At 65.1% G+C, this 12,554-nt stretch carries 14 protein-coding genes and 1 pseudogene; 7 read left to right on the top strand and 8 right to left on the bottom strand.

The genetic code is table 11. The features are described from left to right. Nucleotides 1–78: 78 nt before the first annotated feature. Nucleotides 79–1,404, bottom strand: coding sequence for a 30S ribosomal protein S12 methylthiotransferase RimO (gene rimO / locus XH93_RS22080; protein WP_194469133.1), 1,326 nt, complete (start codon nucleotides 1,402–1,404; stop codon nucleotides 79–81). Nucleotides 1,405–1,521: 117 nt separating this feature from the next. Between rimO and XH93_RS22075 the strand changes: the two genes are divergently transcribed. From XH93_RS22075 to XH93_RS22065, 3 genes are all read left to right on the top strand, one after another. After that, nucleotides 1,522–2,112, top strand: a complete 591-nt coding sequence (locus XH93_RS22075; RefSeq protein ID WP_139483527.1) for an ANTAR domain-containing response regulator — start codon at nucleotides 1,522–1,524, stop codon at nucleotides 2,110–2,112. Continuing rightward, nucleotides 2,109–3,266, top strand: coding sequence for a CmpA/NrtA family ABC transporter substrate-binding protein (locus tag XH93_RS22070; RefSeq protein WP_194469132.1), 1,158 nt, complete (start codon nucleotides 2,109–2,111; stop codon nucleotides 3,264–3,266). Before XH93_RS22075 ends, XH93_RS22070 begins: the two co-directional genes overlap by 4 nt. Nucleotides 3,267–3,455: 189 nt before the next feature. After that, nucleotides 3,456–3,608 (top strand): hypothetical protein, encoded by a 153-nt coding sequence (locus XH93_RS22065; protein WP_172626919.1) that lies wholly within the window; start codon nucleotides 3,456–3,458, stop codon nucleotides 3,606–3,608. Nucleotides 3,609–3,682: 74 nt separating this feature from the next. On the opposite strand, the gene XH93_RS22060 is transcribed toward XH93_RS22065, so the two are convergent. The 4 genes from XH93_RS22060 to pxpB all read right to left on the bottom strand — a co-directional run bounded on the left by XH93_RS22060 (nucleotide 3,683) and on the right by pxpB (nucleotide 6,826). Continuing rightward, nucleotides 3,683–4,117: a hypothetical protein gene (locus XH93_RS22060; RefSeq protein ID WP_194469131.1), complete on the bottom strand. Its 435-nt coding sequence runs from the start codon at nucleotides 4,115–4,117 to the stop codon at nucleotides 3,683–3,685. 148 nt (nucleotides 4,118–4,265) lie between these two features. After that, complete coding sequence (locus XH93_RS22055; protein WP_194469130.1) at nucleotides 4,266–5,039, bottom strand: LamB/YcsF family protein; 774 nt, start codon at nucleotides 5,037–5,039, stop codon at nucleotides 4,266–4,268. A 24-nt stretch (nucleotides 5,040–5,063) separates the two neighbouring features. Continuing rightward, nucleotides 5,064–6,098, bottom strand: a complete 1,035-nt coding sequence (locus tag XH93_RS22050) for a biotin-dependent carboxyltransferase family protein (protein WP_194469129.1) — start codon at nucleotides 6,096–6,098, stop codon at nucleotides 5,064–5,066. Beyond that, entirely contained in the window at nucleotides 6,095–6,826 is a 732-nt protein-coding gene (gene pxpB, locus XH93_RS22045) for a 5-oxoprolinase subunit PxpB (protein ID WP_194469128.1), read from the bottom strand. The genes XH93_RS22050 and pxpB overlap by 4 nt, the downstream gene beginning before the upstream one ends. Nucleotides 6,827–7,038: 212 nt before the next feature. On the opposite strand from pxpB, the gene XH93_RS22040 reads away from it, so the two are divergent. Both XH93_RS22040 and XH93_RS22035 read left to right on the top strand, forming a co-directional pair. After that, entirely contained in the window at nucleotides 7,039–7,737 is a 699-nt protein-coding gene (locus XH93_RS22040) for a ribonuclease activity regulator RraA (RefSeq protein ID WP_194469127.1), read from the top strand. Between the two features lie 23 nt (nucleotides 7,738–7,760). Continuing rightward, entirely contained in the window at nucleotides 7,761–8,165 is a 405-nt protein-coding gene (locus XH93_RS22035; RefSeq protein ID WP_028340680.1) for a cupin domain-containing protein, read from the top strand. Between the two features lie 83 nt (nucleotides 8,166–8,248). Here the strand turns inward: XH93_RS22035 and XH93_RS22030 are convergent, their stop codons facing one another. Continuing rightward, on the bottom strand, nucleotides 8,249–9,046 hold the full coding sequence (locus tag XH93_RS22030) for a DUF2147 domain-containing protein (RefSeq protein WP_194469126.1): 798 nt from the start codon (nucleotides 9,044–9,046) through the stop codon (nucleotides 8,249–8,251). A gap of 194 nt (nucleotides 9,047–9,240) precedes the next feature. Continuing rightward, a complete protein-coding gene (locus tag XH93_RS22025) occupies nucleotides 9,241–10,014 on the bottom strand; it encodes a transporter substrate-binding domain-containing protein (RefSeq protein WP_194469125.1) in 774 nt (257 codons plus the stop codon). A 98-nt stretch (nucleotides 10,015–10,112) separates the two neighbouring features. Between XH93_RS22025 and XH93_RS22020 the strand changes: the two genes are divergently transcribed. Continuing rightward, nucleotides 10,113–10,625: a DUF1993 family protein gene (locus XH93_RS22020; RefSeq protein ID WP_194475286.1), complete on the top strand. Its 513-nt coding sequence runs from the start codon at nucleotides 10,113–10,115 to the stop codon at nucleotides 10,623–10,625. Between the two features lie 1,033 nt (nucleotides 10,626–11,658). Further along, nucleotides 11,659–11,814, top strand: a pseudogene (locus tag XH93_RS22015) (hydrolase); the annotation flags it as partial. A 49-nt stretch (nucleotides 11,815–11,863) separates the two neighbouring features. Here XH93_RS22015 and XH93_RS22010 read toward each other — a convergent pair. Next, complete coding sequence (locus XH93_RS22010; RefSeq protein ID WP_229173559.1) at nucleotides 11,864–12,463, bottom strand: hypothetical protein; 600 nt, start codon at nucleotides 12,461–12,463, stop codon at nucleotides 11,864–11,866. Nucleotides 12,464–12,554: the final 91 nt, after the last annotated feature.

The following is a 12,554-nucleotide window of genomic DNA, read 5'->3' as shown; positions in this document are numbered from 1 at the left end:
CCGTGCGACCGAAGTGCCGCCACTGCTTTGTGAGCCCAGACCGCGGCCGGGTTCACCAAAACAGACGATGCCTTGCTGTCAGAACCCCGCGACGCTGCCGTGCAGGTCGTATTCGTCGGCGCGCTCGATCTTCGCGGTGACGATCTCGCCGACCTTGAGCGGGCGGCGGCTGGAGAGATAGACGGCGCCGTCGATCTCGGGAGCATCGGCCTTTGACCGACCTTTTGCCACCGTCGGGCCGACTTCGTCGACGATGACCTGCTGGCGGGTGCCGACCTTGCGCTTGAGGCGGCGGGCCGAAATCTTTTGCTGCCGCGCCATCAGCGCGTTCCAGCGCTCCTGCTTGACCTCATCAGGCACGGCGTTGCCGATCGCGTTCGACGCGGCGCCGGCGACCGGCTCGTACTTGAAGCAGCCGAGGCGGTCGATCTGGGCTTCCTCGAGCCAGTCGAGCAGATAGGCGAAATCGGCGTCGGTCTCGCCGGGGAAGCCGACGATGAAGGTCGAGCGCAACGTCAAGTCGGGACACTGCTCGCGCCACTTCTGGATCCGCGCCAGCGTCTTTTCCTGCGCGGCCGGGCGCTTCATCGCGCGCAGCACGTCCGGGCTCGCATGCTGGAACGGGATGTCGAGATAGGGCAGCACCTTGCCCTCGGTCATCAGGCCGATGACCTCGTCGACATGCGGATAGGGGTAGACGTATTGCAGCCGCACCCAGGCGCCGAGCTCGCCGAGCTCTTTCGCCAGATCGAAGAACTTTGCGCGCACGGCGCGGTCCTGCCACGGGCTCTCAGCATATTTCAGGTCGACGCCATAGGCCGAGGTGTCCTGCGAGATGACCAGCAATTCCCTGACGCCGGCCTTCACCAACTTCTCGGCCTCGCGCAGCACGTCATTGGCCGGCCGCGACACCAGATCGCCACGCAGCTTTGGGATGATGCAGAAGCTGCAGCGGTTGTTGCAGCCTTCGGAAATCTTCAAATATGCGTAGTGCCTCGGCGTCAGCTTGACGCCCTGCGGCGGCACCAGGTCGAGATGCGGATTGTGCGCCGGCGGCAGCGCGCGGTGCACGGCGTCCAGCACGCTCTCATATTGCTGCGGGCCCGTGATCGAGAGCACGCCGGGGTAGGCGGCCTCGATCTGCTCCGGCTCGGCGCCCATGCAGCCGGTGACGATGACCTTGCCGTTCTCCGCCATCGCCTCGCCGATCGCAGACAGCGATTCCTGCTTGGCGCTGTCGAGGAAGCCGCAGGTGTTGACGATGACGATGTCGGCGCCGTCGTGCTTGCGCGCGAGCTCATAGCCCTCCGCGCGCAGCCGGGTGATGATGCGCTCGGAATCGACGAGCGCCTTGGGGCACCCCAAGGACACAAAGCTCACTTTCGGCGCGGCGGCCTCTTGCATATCTCTGAATCTGCCTGATTGATGGGCAGGAGCTAGTCCGAATTACCGAGAATTACAACCCTTTCCGGCGCCCTCCGGCGTGTTATGGATGGCCTTGCCGGGTCCTACGAGTTCTCGATGAGCGCTGAGTCGTCTCCCAAGATCGTCATTGTCGACGAAAGCCCGATCCGGGCCGCCATCCTGGAGGAGGGGCTGCGCGAGGCCGGGTATACGGACGTCGTGCACATCAGCGAGATGCAGAGCCTGCTCTCGCGGATATATGCGCAGGACCCCGACATCATCGTCATCGACCTGGAAAACCCCAGCCGCGACGTGCTGGAACAAATGTTCCAGGTCAGCCGTGCCGTCCGCCGGCCGATCGCGATGTTCGTCGACCAGAGCGACGCCGCCTCGATCCAGGCCTCGGTCGAGGCGGGGGTCTCGGCCTACATCGTGGATGGTCTGAAGAAGGAGCGGATCAAGCCGATCCTCGACCTCTGCGTCTCCCGCTTCAACGCCTTCTCCAAGCTGCAGGACGAACTCGACCGCACCAAGCATGCGCTGGAGGAGCGCAAGGTGATCGACCGCGCCAAGGGCATTTTGATGAAGCTGAAGGGGCTGACCGAGGAGGAGGCCTACGTGCTGATGCGCTCGACCGCGATGCGCGAGAAGAAGAAGATCGGGGAGATCGCGCAATCGATCCTGACGGCGTCGGAGCTGTTGAAATGAGCACACACTTGCGCATCGGGTTCATTCCGCTGGTCGACGCCGCCGCGCTGATCGTCGCTGTCGACAAGGGCTTTGCGGCGGCCGAAGGGCTCGACATCGAGCTGGTGCGGGAGGTGTCGTGGTCGAATGTCCGCGACAAGCTCAATATCGGCCTGTTCGACGCCGCCCATCTGCTGGCGCCGGTGGCAATCGCCTCGAGCCTCGGGCTCGGCCACGTCAAGGTGCCGATCGCGGCCCCGTTCAATCTCGGGCTCAACGGCAATGCCATCACGGTGTCGCCGGCGCTGCACGCCGCGCTGATGGAGGAGATCGACGGCGACCGGTTCGATCCGATGGCGACCGCGCGCGCGCTCGCCCGCGTGGTGGCGAAGCGCCGCGCCAGCGGGGCCGAGCCGTTGACCTTCGGCATGACGTTCCCGTTCTCGACCCACAATTACCAGCTGCGGTTCTGGATGGCAGCGGGCGGCGTCGATCCCGATGAGGACGTCCAGCTCGTGGTGCTGCCGCCGCCCTACATGGTCGACAGCCTTGCCAACGGCCATGTCGATGCGTTCTGCGTCGGCGCGCCCTGGAATTCGGTCGCGGTCGATCTCGGCATCGGCCACATCCTGCATTTTGTCGCCGACATCCTGCTCAGCGCGGTCGAGAAGGTGCTGGCGGTGCGGCAGGCCTGGTCGGAGCAGCATCCCGAATTGGTGACGGCGCTGGTGCGCGCGCATCTGCGCGCTGCCGAATTCATCGAGCAACCGGCGAACCGGCCCGAGGTGGCGCGCATGCTCAGCTCGCCGGAGCGGATCGGCGTCGATGCCGGCGTCATCCAGCGCACGTTGGACGGCCGGCTGAAGATCGCGCCCGACGGCACCATGCGCGAGAGCAAGCGCTATCTGCTGGTCGGGCGCGAGGCGGCGGCGCGGCCCGATCCGGTGCAGGCGGCCTGGCTCTATGCGCAGATGGTCCGCTGGGGCCAGACGCCGCTGCGGCCGGATGCGCTGAAGACGGCGATGGCGGTGTTCAGGCCCGATCTCTACGACGCCGCCATCGGGCGCGCGGCGGGGACGGTGAACGCCATCGGCGCCTTCGCGGGGCCGCCGTTCGATCCGAACGACATCGCCGGCCATCTGGCGGCGTTCAAGATCGGACGGTGGAAGCCGTGAATCGGTGGCCGGCCGGTTCCCGACGCGTCGAATCCGGCCGAATAAAATTCTCGGTCGAATCCAGCGTGGGGAATTTTTCTCTCGGAACCGAGTTCCGGAAGGTGGCCACATCGCTATTTTCGCCGCCCGCTTGAAACTGCGCGAGAACGATATTCCATATCCCGTCAAATGGGGCGTTGGAGATCGACCATGCGCGAGCTATCGGCGGAAGCCCGCCTGCACTTTCATGCGCGAAACATTTCACGAAAGACCGGGAGTGGCGTTCATACCGCAGCGCTCTACAGCGCCTTTGCGGTGATCGCCGCCATCGTGTTCGGCACGCTGTCCGTCCATCCGTTCTGAGGCGTCAAGAAACCAAGAAGCCGCCGCCTGATGTCGTCAGGCGGCGGCTTTTGTTTTGGCAGAAATGTTGGCGCTCAGTAGCCGCGGTAGCCGTAACCGGCGCCGTATCCATAGCCGTAGCCATATCCGCCGCCGCCGCAGGTGCTGCAGGTCTGCTGCACCGGCGCGTAGTAGGAATAGCCCGGCGAGACCATCTCGGTGCGCTCCTGGGTGGCGTATTGCGGCGCGATGCGCTCATAGGCGACGCCTTCGGGGGCGACCATCACCGTCTTCGGCACCATCACGGTGCGATACTGCGCCGGCGTGCGATGCGCGATGACGCGGCCCGGCGACACCATCACGGTTTCCTGCACCGTGCGATACTGCGGCGGCACCGTCTGCATCTGATAGCAGGTCGTGCAGGGCTGGGGCGGCGGCGTGTAGCAGCCGTAGCAGCCGGCGGAGGCCGCGCTGGTGAAGGCGGCGGTGGCGACCGCGGCAATAGCAATCGAGAGGCTGGTGCGGAACATGCTTTTCGTACCCAATGTTCTGAGAGGAACGTGAAGGCTCGGACGCAGCACCTACCAACCAATCGGCAAGTTTGGGTTTAAGAAGACTCTTAATGGAATGTAAAAGGGCCGGCAGCGTGCCGGCCCTTGCTGGTTTCGCGCAGGCAATTCAATGCGCGGTCTTGAACGGTGCCACCGTGATGCCGGCGTTCTTCAGCGCCTCGCGCACGCCGCGCGCGATCTCCACCGCACCCGGCGTGTCGCCGTGGATGCAGACCGTGTCGGTCTGCATCTTGATCACCTTGCCGGTGACGGACACCACCGCGCTGTCCTGCACCATCCGTACCACGCGTTCGGCGATCGCCTTGGGATCGTGCAGCACCGCGCCGGGCTTCTTGCGCGACACCAGATTGCCGTTGTCCTCATAGGCGCGATCGGCGAACACTTCGTGCGCCATCGGCAGATTGGCGGCTTCGCCGGCGCGCACCAGCTTCGAATTCGCCAGCACGACAAACACGAGACTCGGATCGACCGCCTTGATCGCATTGGCGATCGCTCTGGCCGTCATGTCGTCCTCGCAGGCGACGTTGGAGATCGCGCCATGCGCCTTGACGTGAGTGACCTTGTGCCCGGCGGCGGTCGCGATCGCCTGCAATGCGCCGATCTGATAGGCGATCAAATTCTCGATCTCCGACGAGGTCAGCCCCGGCATCGGGCGGCGGCCAAAGCCGTGCAGGTCGCGGTAGCCGGGATGGGCGCCGACGCTGACGCCGCGCGCTTTCGCGAGCTCGACCGTCTTGCGCATGATGTCGGCATCGCCGGCGTGATAGCCGCAGGCGACGTTGACCGAGGTCGCAAGCTCGATCATCGCGGCGTCATTGCCCATTTCCCAGGGGCCAAAGCTCTCGCCGAGATCGCAATTGAGGTCGATGGTTGAGGTCATGACGATCGATCCATTCTTGTTGATTTAGGGCAGCGCAACTTGCCACGTCGCGGCATCGATAGCGCTGACCGCCTGGCCGGCGACGTTAGCATCTCTGAGCGCCTCGATGTTGAGGCTGAAATCCTCAATGGCACGAAGGCGGTCGGGCAGGGAGCGCAGAAGCTGCTGGAACTTGATCGCCTCGGCCTGCGCCTCCGCCATCGTCACCGCTTTGAAGCGGAACGGCCGGCCTGCGGAGATCTGCGCGAAACGGCCGAAATCGGCGGAGATCACGGTCGCGATCTTCGGATAGCCGCCGCTGGTGCCGCGGTCCGGCATCAGCACGATCGGCTGGCCGTTGCCGGGGACCTGGATGCTGCCGTTCACGGTGCCGTCGGAGACGATGTTGTGGCCGTCGAGATGCTTGATCACCGGACCTTCGAGCCGGTAGCCCATGCGGTCGCTGGTGGCGGAAATCTTCCACTCGCTGCCGACGAACAGTTTTTTGTTCTCGTCGCTGAACTCGTCGTCCTGCGGACCGAACAGCACGCGGATTGGCGCCTCAGTGGCAGGTGGCAGTTCGATCCGGCGCTCGGCGGTGCCGCTCGCAGCCTGGGTCTGCAACTCGTCACCGCTCTGCAATGGCCGCGTGTAGGGACTGCCGAGCCCGGCGCGCGCATTGACCGAAAGGCTGCCGAACATCGGCTCGCCCACAATGCCGTGCTCGATCGCGAGGTAGCTGAACGAGCCGCCGCGGGCGAAGCCGAGATTGAGGGTTTCACCATCGGCCAGTGTCGCCGAACTGTCCGATGCGACCGGCCGTCCGCCGATGTCGGCATTGCGCGGCGAACCGGCGAGGGCGATGCGAACTGGGCCACCGCGCGCCGTGAAGGCGGCGCCGAACGGGCCGATCTCGATGGCGGCCGCGAACAGGTCGTTGCCGACCAGCCCGTTGGCGGCGGCGAGCGCCAGCCGGTCCATCGCGCCGCTCGGCACCAGGCCGTAGCGCTGCGAGCCGGGGCGGCCGGCATCCTGCACCGAGCTCGCAGGTCCGATCGAGGTGACGACGAGCTTGCTCATGGCGTCACCAGTTCAGCGATGACCTCGCCGGACTCGGCGGCGCGGTCCTGCTCGGCGAAGGTTTTGGCGTCGACCGCGGTGAAGGTGATGGCGTCGCCCGGCTCCAACAGGAAGATCGGGTCGCGGTGCAATTGGTAGGTTCTGACCGCGGTGCGGCCGAGCAGGTGCCAGCCGCTGGGACCGGCGAGGCACTGCACGCCGGTCTGGATGCCGCCGATCGAGATCGTGCCCGCCGGGGTCAACAGCCGAGGGTCCTTGCGCCGCGGCATGTGCAGGAACTTTTCCAGCCCGCTGAGATAGGACCAGCCGGGCGTGAAGCCGATCATGGCAACGCGATAGTCGCCGGCGACATGGCGCTTCACGACCTCGTCGGGCGTGGTGGCGAGCGCCTTCGCGACGTCCTCGAGATCGATGCCGTTCTCGCCGCCATAGGCGACCGGAATGCGCCAGCGCCGCGTTCCGGCGGCGGTCGGCAGCGCCCTGGCGGCGCGCGCCAGCAGCTGCTCGCCGAGCGCGTCGAAGCTGATCTCGACCGGATCATAGTGCACCAGCAGCGAGCGATAGGTCGGCACCGTCTCGGTGATCCCGGCGATCGGCTCTGCCGAAATCAGGCGGTCGAGCGCCAGCACGCGCCGGTTGGCGGCGTCGTCGATGGTGCGGCTGAATTCCACCGTGATAGCGGCATCGCCACTCGGCAAAAGGCGGGGAGGGTTTAGGGTTTCGGGCATCGGATCAAGCGGACTCGTCGGCCATCAAGCTAGCGTGTTTCGGCGTGGGAAGGAATTCGCTTCGTGCAAAATGATGCAGCAACTTCAATAAATTAATCGGCATGCCCGTGATAAGTTTGGATGATCGCAAGATTTTCCCGCAGCCCTTGACGCAAGGGCCTTGCCCGGCAACATGCGCCCGTCATTTCCTCCCATCGGAGCACACTTTTCAGATGTCCCTGTCCGCCGAAGCGATTGCGACGCTGTCGCACGTGTCCACCGCCACCATCACCACCGTCCTGCTCAAGAAGGGGCTGCGTAACGTCTGGATGCGCGGCACCAAGCCGCTGCAGCCGGGCCAGAAGCGGCTGGTCGGACCCGCCTTCACGCTGCGCTTCGTGCCGGCCCGCGAGGATCTGGCAACGCCGGAATCCTGGTCGTCGCCGATCTCGACCCGCACCGCGATCGAGGCCATGCCGGAAGGCTGCGTCGCCGTGGTCGACGCCATGGGCATCACCGATGCCGGCATTTTCGGCGACATTCTCTGCGCCCGCATGGTCAAGCGCGGCGTCACCGCGCTGATCACCGACGGCGTGGTCCGTGACCTCGAGGGCGTGCTCGGCACCGGCCTGCCGGTGTGGTGCGACGGCTATGCGGCGCCGCCGTCGGTGGCAGGGCTGACCTTCGTCGGCTGGGGTGAACCGATCGGCTGCGGCGGCGTTGCCGTGTTCCCGAACGACGTCGTGGTCGCCGACCAGGACGGCGCGGTGCTGATCCCGCAGGCGTTCCTCGATCAGGTGCTGGCCGAGGGGCCGGAGCAGGAGCGGATGGAAGCCTGGATCGTCAACGAGGTGAACAACGGCGCGCAATTGCCCGGCCTCTATCCGATGAATGCCGAGACCAAGGCGCGCTACGCCGCGAGCAAGAAATAACATCAACAGAGCGAGGTAACCCCATGGACATCCACGTTTCCGGATCGCGGCCGACCCGCCGCGCGCCGAAGGAGAATTTTACCGGCACGGTGCTGCAGGACCCGATCAACATGGCGCCCGCGCCGGCGCGGCTGAACGCCTCGCGCGTCTCGTTCGAGCCCGGCGCGCGCACGGCCTGGCACACCCATCCGCTCGGCCAGACCCTCTACGTGATCTCCGGCATCGGCCGGGTGCAGGCCAAGGGCGGCCCTATCAGGGAAATCCGCCCCGGAGACGTAGTCTGGATTCCGCCGAACGAGAAGCACTGGCACGGCGCCTCGCCCGGCAACAGCATGACCCACATCGCCATGCAGGAGGCGCTCGACGGCGTCTATTCGACCTGGATGGAGCACGTCACCGACGAGGAATATAACGGCAAGGTCGGCTGATGACCGACCTGTAGCCCAGGTGATGAAGCCTCGCTCATCGAGCGGGGCTTCTTGGTTTCTCGGCCTGGCAACCCGAATGTCGCTCAATTCACCCGCGTCCAGGTCTGGCCGCCGCAGAACATGCCGCCGAACGCGCAGCCCTGGACACGCAGCGTATCGGGGCCCTTCAGCGCGATGGTGGAATCGTAGCTGCTGCCGCTGCTCGGATCGACGATGCGGCCGCTCCATTTGTCCTTGCCCGGCTTCATGTTGATCAGCACCTGCTCGCGGTTCTGGCTGGTCTTCTTGTCGACCGCGTAGCCGCACAGATTGGCGCCGCATTGCTCGATGCGGACCTTGCCGTCCTTCTCCTCCGTCAACCAGACGCCGAGCGGCGAATTCGCGGCCTGCACGGCAGGCGCAGCCGGCTTCGGCGCGGCAGCGGGTGGGGCGGCAGCAACGGCAGGCGCTGGCGCGGGCTTTGCTGCGGGCGCGGCGTCCTGCCGAACCGGTGGCGGAGCAGGCGGAGGCAGTGCGGTCGCTGCCGGATCTGACGGCGCCACGGCGACGGCCGTGCTGGCCGAGTCCGCAGGTGCTGCTGCGGGCGGTGGTGCTGCCGCCGGTGCCGGCGCAGGTGCTGCGGCCGCGGCTGGCGGTGCGGCCGGCGCTGGCTGCGGATCCGTCTTGACCTCCTTCGCGGCGGGCTTGCGCTTCTGCTCGGCGTCCTCGCCCTTGGCGCGCTTGCTGCGACGGGGCGTGTTGTCATAGACGCCGGGGATCGAAACGGTGCCGCGATCGGGGTCGATCCGGATGGTGCGGCCGTCAACTTCGAAGCTGTATTGCGCCTGCGCGGCGGCAGTGCTCGCCAACAACAAGATGGCGATCGCCAAAAGCTTCTTCATCTCGACCTCCAGTGCAGGGAACCTGGCTGGGATTACGCGACGGGGGCTTGCCCGAACGTGATTCCGGTCACGTCAAAATTGGGGTCACTTCAACATTGTGAGTCGTGTCCTGACCGCCTTGGTTCAATGATCGGATCGCAGCCTGGTTTCATGCCCGCGGGCGGGCAATTTTGTCGCGGATGCCGCGGCATCGGCTATTCGAACCATGCCGCGTAGATCTTCTTGAAGGTGCCGTCCTCGCGCACGATGTGCAGCCACTGATCGACGAACGCTTTGAGCGCAAAGTCGCGCTGCATCCAGTAGGCCTTCTCCGAGAAGTCGAACGGCTTTTCGGGATGCACCGCGCACAGCACGCCGGGATGCAGCTTCTGCTGATAGCGTGTCTCCGATGCGTCGGTCATCATCAGGTCGGCGTCGCCCCTGGCGATCTCCTCGAATATCCTGGTGTTGTCGTTGAACACGCGGATCTCGGCGCTCTTCACATTGGCACGCGCAAAGCGCTCGTTTGTGCCGCCGGGATTGACGATGACGCGGGTGCCCGGCTTGTCGATCTCGGCGATGGTCTCGTACTTGCCTTGATCAGCGCAGCGCGCGATCGGCGTCTTGCCCTCCCGCATGATCGCAGTCGAGAACAGGCCCTTCTTCTGCCGGTCGAACGTGATGGAGACACCGCCCATCGCGATGTCGAAATCGTCGGCTTCGAAATCCTTCATCATCTGCGGCCATGAGGTCGGCACGAACTCGACCTTGACGCCGAGCGCCTTGCCCAGCGCCTGCGCCATGTCGACGTCGAAGCCGCGGAACGTTTTGGTTTCCTTGTCGAGGGCGGTGAAAGGCAAATAGTCGCCGGTCATGCCGACCCGCAGTGTGCCGCGCTTGACGATCTCATCGAGGCGGGAGGGAGCCTGCTGTGCCTGGGCCGTGGATACGAGCAAGGCCAAGGCGAGACCGGCCAGCATGCGAAACATCAAACTTCTCCCTCAATTCCGATGACATGTCGTTGCCGAGCATTTAGACCAGATGGCGCGATCGAGCCAATCAATTGGATGCCAAAGTGACCATCTCGCTGCATGAAGCTTCCGTCGGCGTCTTCGTGCCGTATCTGCGCAATCTTTCCGCGCTGCTCGACCATGCGCAGGCCCACGCCGGCGCGCGCAGGATCGATCCGGACGTGCTGCTCGGGATGCGGCTTGCTCCGAACATGTACAGCCTTCGCCAGCAGGTCGGGGAGGCCAACCGCCACGTCATCCTGAGCTGCGCGTTGCTGGCCGGTTGCGCGCCGCTGGCCTTCGCCGATGCCACGCCCGATATCGCCGAGCTGAAGGCGCGGATCGCAGCCACGATCGAGTTCGCGCAGGGCGTGACGCCGGCGGCGATCGACGCGGCTGCCGACAAGGAGGTCGTGTTCACCTTCCGCAGCGGCGCGACGCGGCCATTCACCGGCAAGTCGCTGATCCTGACGTTCAGCGTCCCGCAGTTCTTCTTTCATGTCGCGACGGCGTACGACATCCTGCGCCACGCCGGTGTCGAGCTCGTGAAGAAGGATTTTCTGGGACCGCCGCGGCAGGCGCAGGTGTGAGGCTGGACGACGCGTGTGCCTAGCCGATTTGTCGGTCGCGCCGCCCGACGCGGTGTCATCACCCGCGAAAGCGGGTGATCCAGTATTCCAGAGGCAGCGGTGATGGAGCCGAGAGGCCGCGGCGTACTGGATCGCCCGGTCGAGCCGGGCGATGACAGTTGTGGGTGGGGATGTAGTTTCGCATTCTCGCGACATGATTGTCCGAGCTTTGCATTTCGTTTCGCCGCTCTGAGAACAGAGGGCGCAGGGAAAGCCGGGTGCCGATCGCACCCATGGGCCCGGTGCAACAAAAAAGCACCGGGGTAGGACCACAGGTGTAACCGGAAACAACCCGGCTTTCCCTGCGCGATGGGTTACGGCTTATACGTGCTCTCCCCGGCGAGACTGGGCTTTTTTGTCACCGCTTTCGCAAAAACGCTTTCGCGTTTTGCGAGAGGACACCTGCCACTAGGGCGTCAGGCCTGCACGACTTCGCCGTCCGCCTCGCATGCTGTCGTCACTGACATACGAAACGTCCACCGCATCTCACCGCAACACTATGACGATGGCCAGCGCCCCTCGATCGGGTGAGACGGGCGGACCATACATCTGACTTGCCCTTCCGAAAAAGCGAAATATTTTTGCTGCCGGGGCTTGCGCCGTCGGGCAAGTCACTGATTAAATTCCTGCGGACAGCTCTGTCGCTGCGCTTGGTGCCGTCGGCAGTCGCGATCTAACCCCCGCTCTGTCGTGAGCGTTGTTGCAGCAATCGCTCGACAAATACGACAATCGCTCTGGCGCAGCCGCCGCCTCGATCCGCTAGATCATCACGGTGCCCACGTCCAACCGTGCGGAGAAAGATGATGATCCGGAAAAGCACCGTCATGCCTGGTGCGGTCGCACCGGCCCCAACGTTCTGGTCCGCAATGTCTGGCCTTGCGCGCAAGCCGGCTCAGACGGTCTCCGACTTCGCCGGAGTCGTTCACAACCTGGTTTTGGACGTGCGCGACAGCTACCGGCCCGAACTGCACTACATGCGTGGCCCTGGTCCGAAATGGCGCGCGAAGCACCAACCTCCGGAAGGAGCCTCAGCGACCCGAAGGACCACGCGCTTACTCTGATCGATTTCCCGTCGCAAATGGCGTTCGCGACCAAGTCGATCGACGCGGTCAATCTGCATACGAATGCAACCTTGATCTCGCGCGCTGCCCTGCGCAAGAATGCATAGTTGCCGCAACGCCGCCGCCTCGGATCCTGCGTCAGGTCTCGTCGTCGTCCTCATGCGCGGGAACGGCTGGTCCGGTCCGGCTGATCATCTCTTGCCTGAAATCCTCAAAACGCTGGCGCGCCTCGGCTTCGCGGTCGTCGACGAATTTGATCGCGGCGTCCTTCTCCATCGGGCCGTTGACGAGCGGGGTCGATCCTTCGCCGACGGTCTCGTCGACATAGTAGCGGCCGCCGTCCTCGCGCACGGTCCAGCGGAAGCGCAGCGCGGCCATCGGGCCGGGGCCGGCCTTGGAGTAGCCGTTGGCCTCGATCGGCTGGACCGGTTGCGGGCTCGGCTCTGGTTCGCTTTGCTCCGGTTCACTTGCCTCTGGTTGGCTTGGCTTTGGTTCGCTTGGCTCGGCTTCGCTTGGCCCGGGTTCGATCGACGGCTCGATCAAGGGCTGCTCGATCGATTGCGGCAGGGGCGGCGGCATCGCCACGGCTACGGGCGGCTCCTCGGCGGGAGCTGCCGGTTTGTCCGCCGTCTTGTCGGTCGCCTTGTCGGTTGCTTTGGCCGGCTCGGGAGGCACAGTCGGCTGATCGAGAATGCTTGCAATCGCAGCTAGCGCATTGTCGGTCGGGTCGTCGCTCACGGTCAGTCTCCTGGGCAGCGCGCCGGCTGAACCGCGCCGACGCCATCCCTATCTACCTGATCCGGCTACATTTTGTAACCCAAAGCGCGAT

The organism is Bradyrhizobium sp. CCBAU 51753 (genome assembly GCF_015291565.1).
GTDB lineage: Bacteria > Pseudomonadota > Alphaproteobacteria > Rhizobiales > Xanthobacteraceae > Bradyrhizobium > Bradyrhizobium ivorense.
This window is presented reverse-complemented; position numbering and strand designations above follow the sequence as displayed.

What these genes read in the sequence shown, in the direction of transcription:
- XH93_RS22055 (WP_194469130.1), bottom strand. Translation starts at nt 5,039, where the DNA reads ATGACCTCAACCATCGACCTCAATTGCGATCTCGGCGAGAGCTTTGGC.
- XH93_RS22035 (WP_028340680.1), top strand. Translation starts at nt 7,761, where the DNA reads ATGGACATCCACGTTTCCGGATCGCGGCCGACCCGCCGCGCGCCGAAG.
- XH93_RS22075 (WP_139483527.1), top strand. Translation starts at nt 1,522, where the DNA reads ATGAGCGCTGAGTCGTCTCCCAAGATCGTCATTGTCGACGAAAGCCCG.
- pxpB (WP_194469128.1), bottom strand. Translation starts at nt 6,826, where the DNA reads ATGCCCGAAACCCTAAACCCTCCCCGCCTTTTGCCGAGTGGCGATGCC.
- XH93_RS22060 (WP_194469131.1), bottom strand. Translation starts at nt 4,117, where the DNA reads ATGTTCCGCACCAGCCTCTCGATTGCTATTGCCGCGGTCGCCACCGCC.
- XH93_RS22040 (WP_194469127.1), top strand. Translation starts at nt 7,039, where the DNA reads ATGTCCCTGTCCGCCGAAGCGATTGCGACGCTGTCGCACGTGTCCACC.
- XH93_RS22050 (WP_194469129.1), bottom strand. Translation starts at nt 6,098, where the DNA reads ATGAGCAAGCTCGTCGTCACCTCGATCGGACCTGCGAGCTCGGTGCAG.
- XH93_RS22030 (WP_194469126.1), bottom strand. Translation starts at nt 9,046, where the DNA reads ATGAAGAAGCTTTTGGCGATCGCCATCTTGTTGTTGGCGAGCACTGCC.
- rimO (WP_194469133.1), bottom strand. Translation starts at nt 1,404, where the DNA reads ATGCAAGAGGCCGCCGCGCCGAAAGTGAGCTTTGTGTCCTTGGGGTGC.
- XH93_RS22025 (WP_194469125.1), bottom strand. Translation starts at nt 10,014, where the DNA reads ATGTTTCGCATGCTGGCCGGTCTCGCCTTGGCCTTGCTCGTATCCACG.
- XH93_RS22070 (WP_194469132.1), top strand. Translation starts at nt 2,109, where the DNA reads ATGAGCACACACTTGCGCATCGGGTTCATTCCGCTGGTCGACGCCGCC.
- XH93_RS22065 (WP_172626919.1), top strand. Translation starts at nt 3,456, where the DNA reads ATGCGCGAGCTATCGGCGGAAGCCCGCCTGCACTTTCATGCGCGAAAC.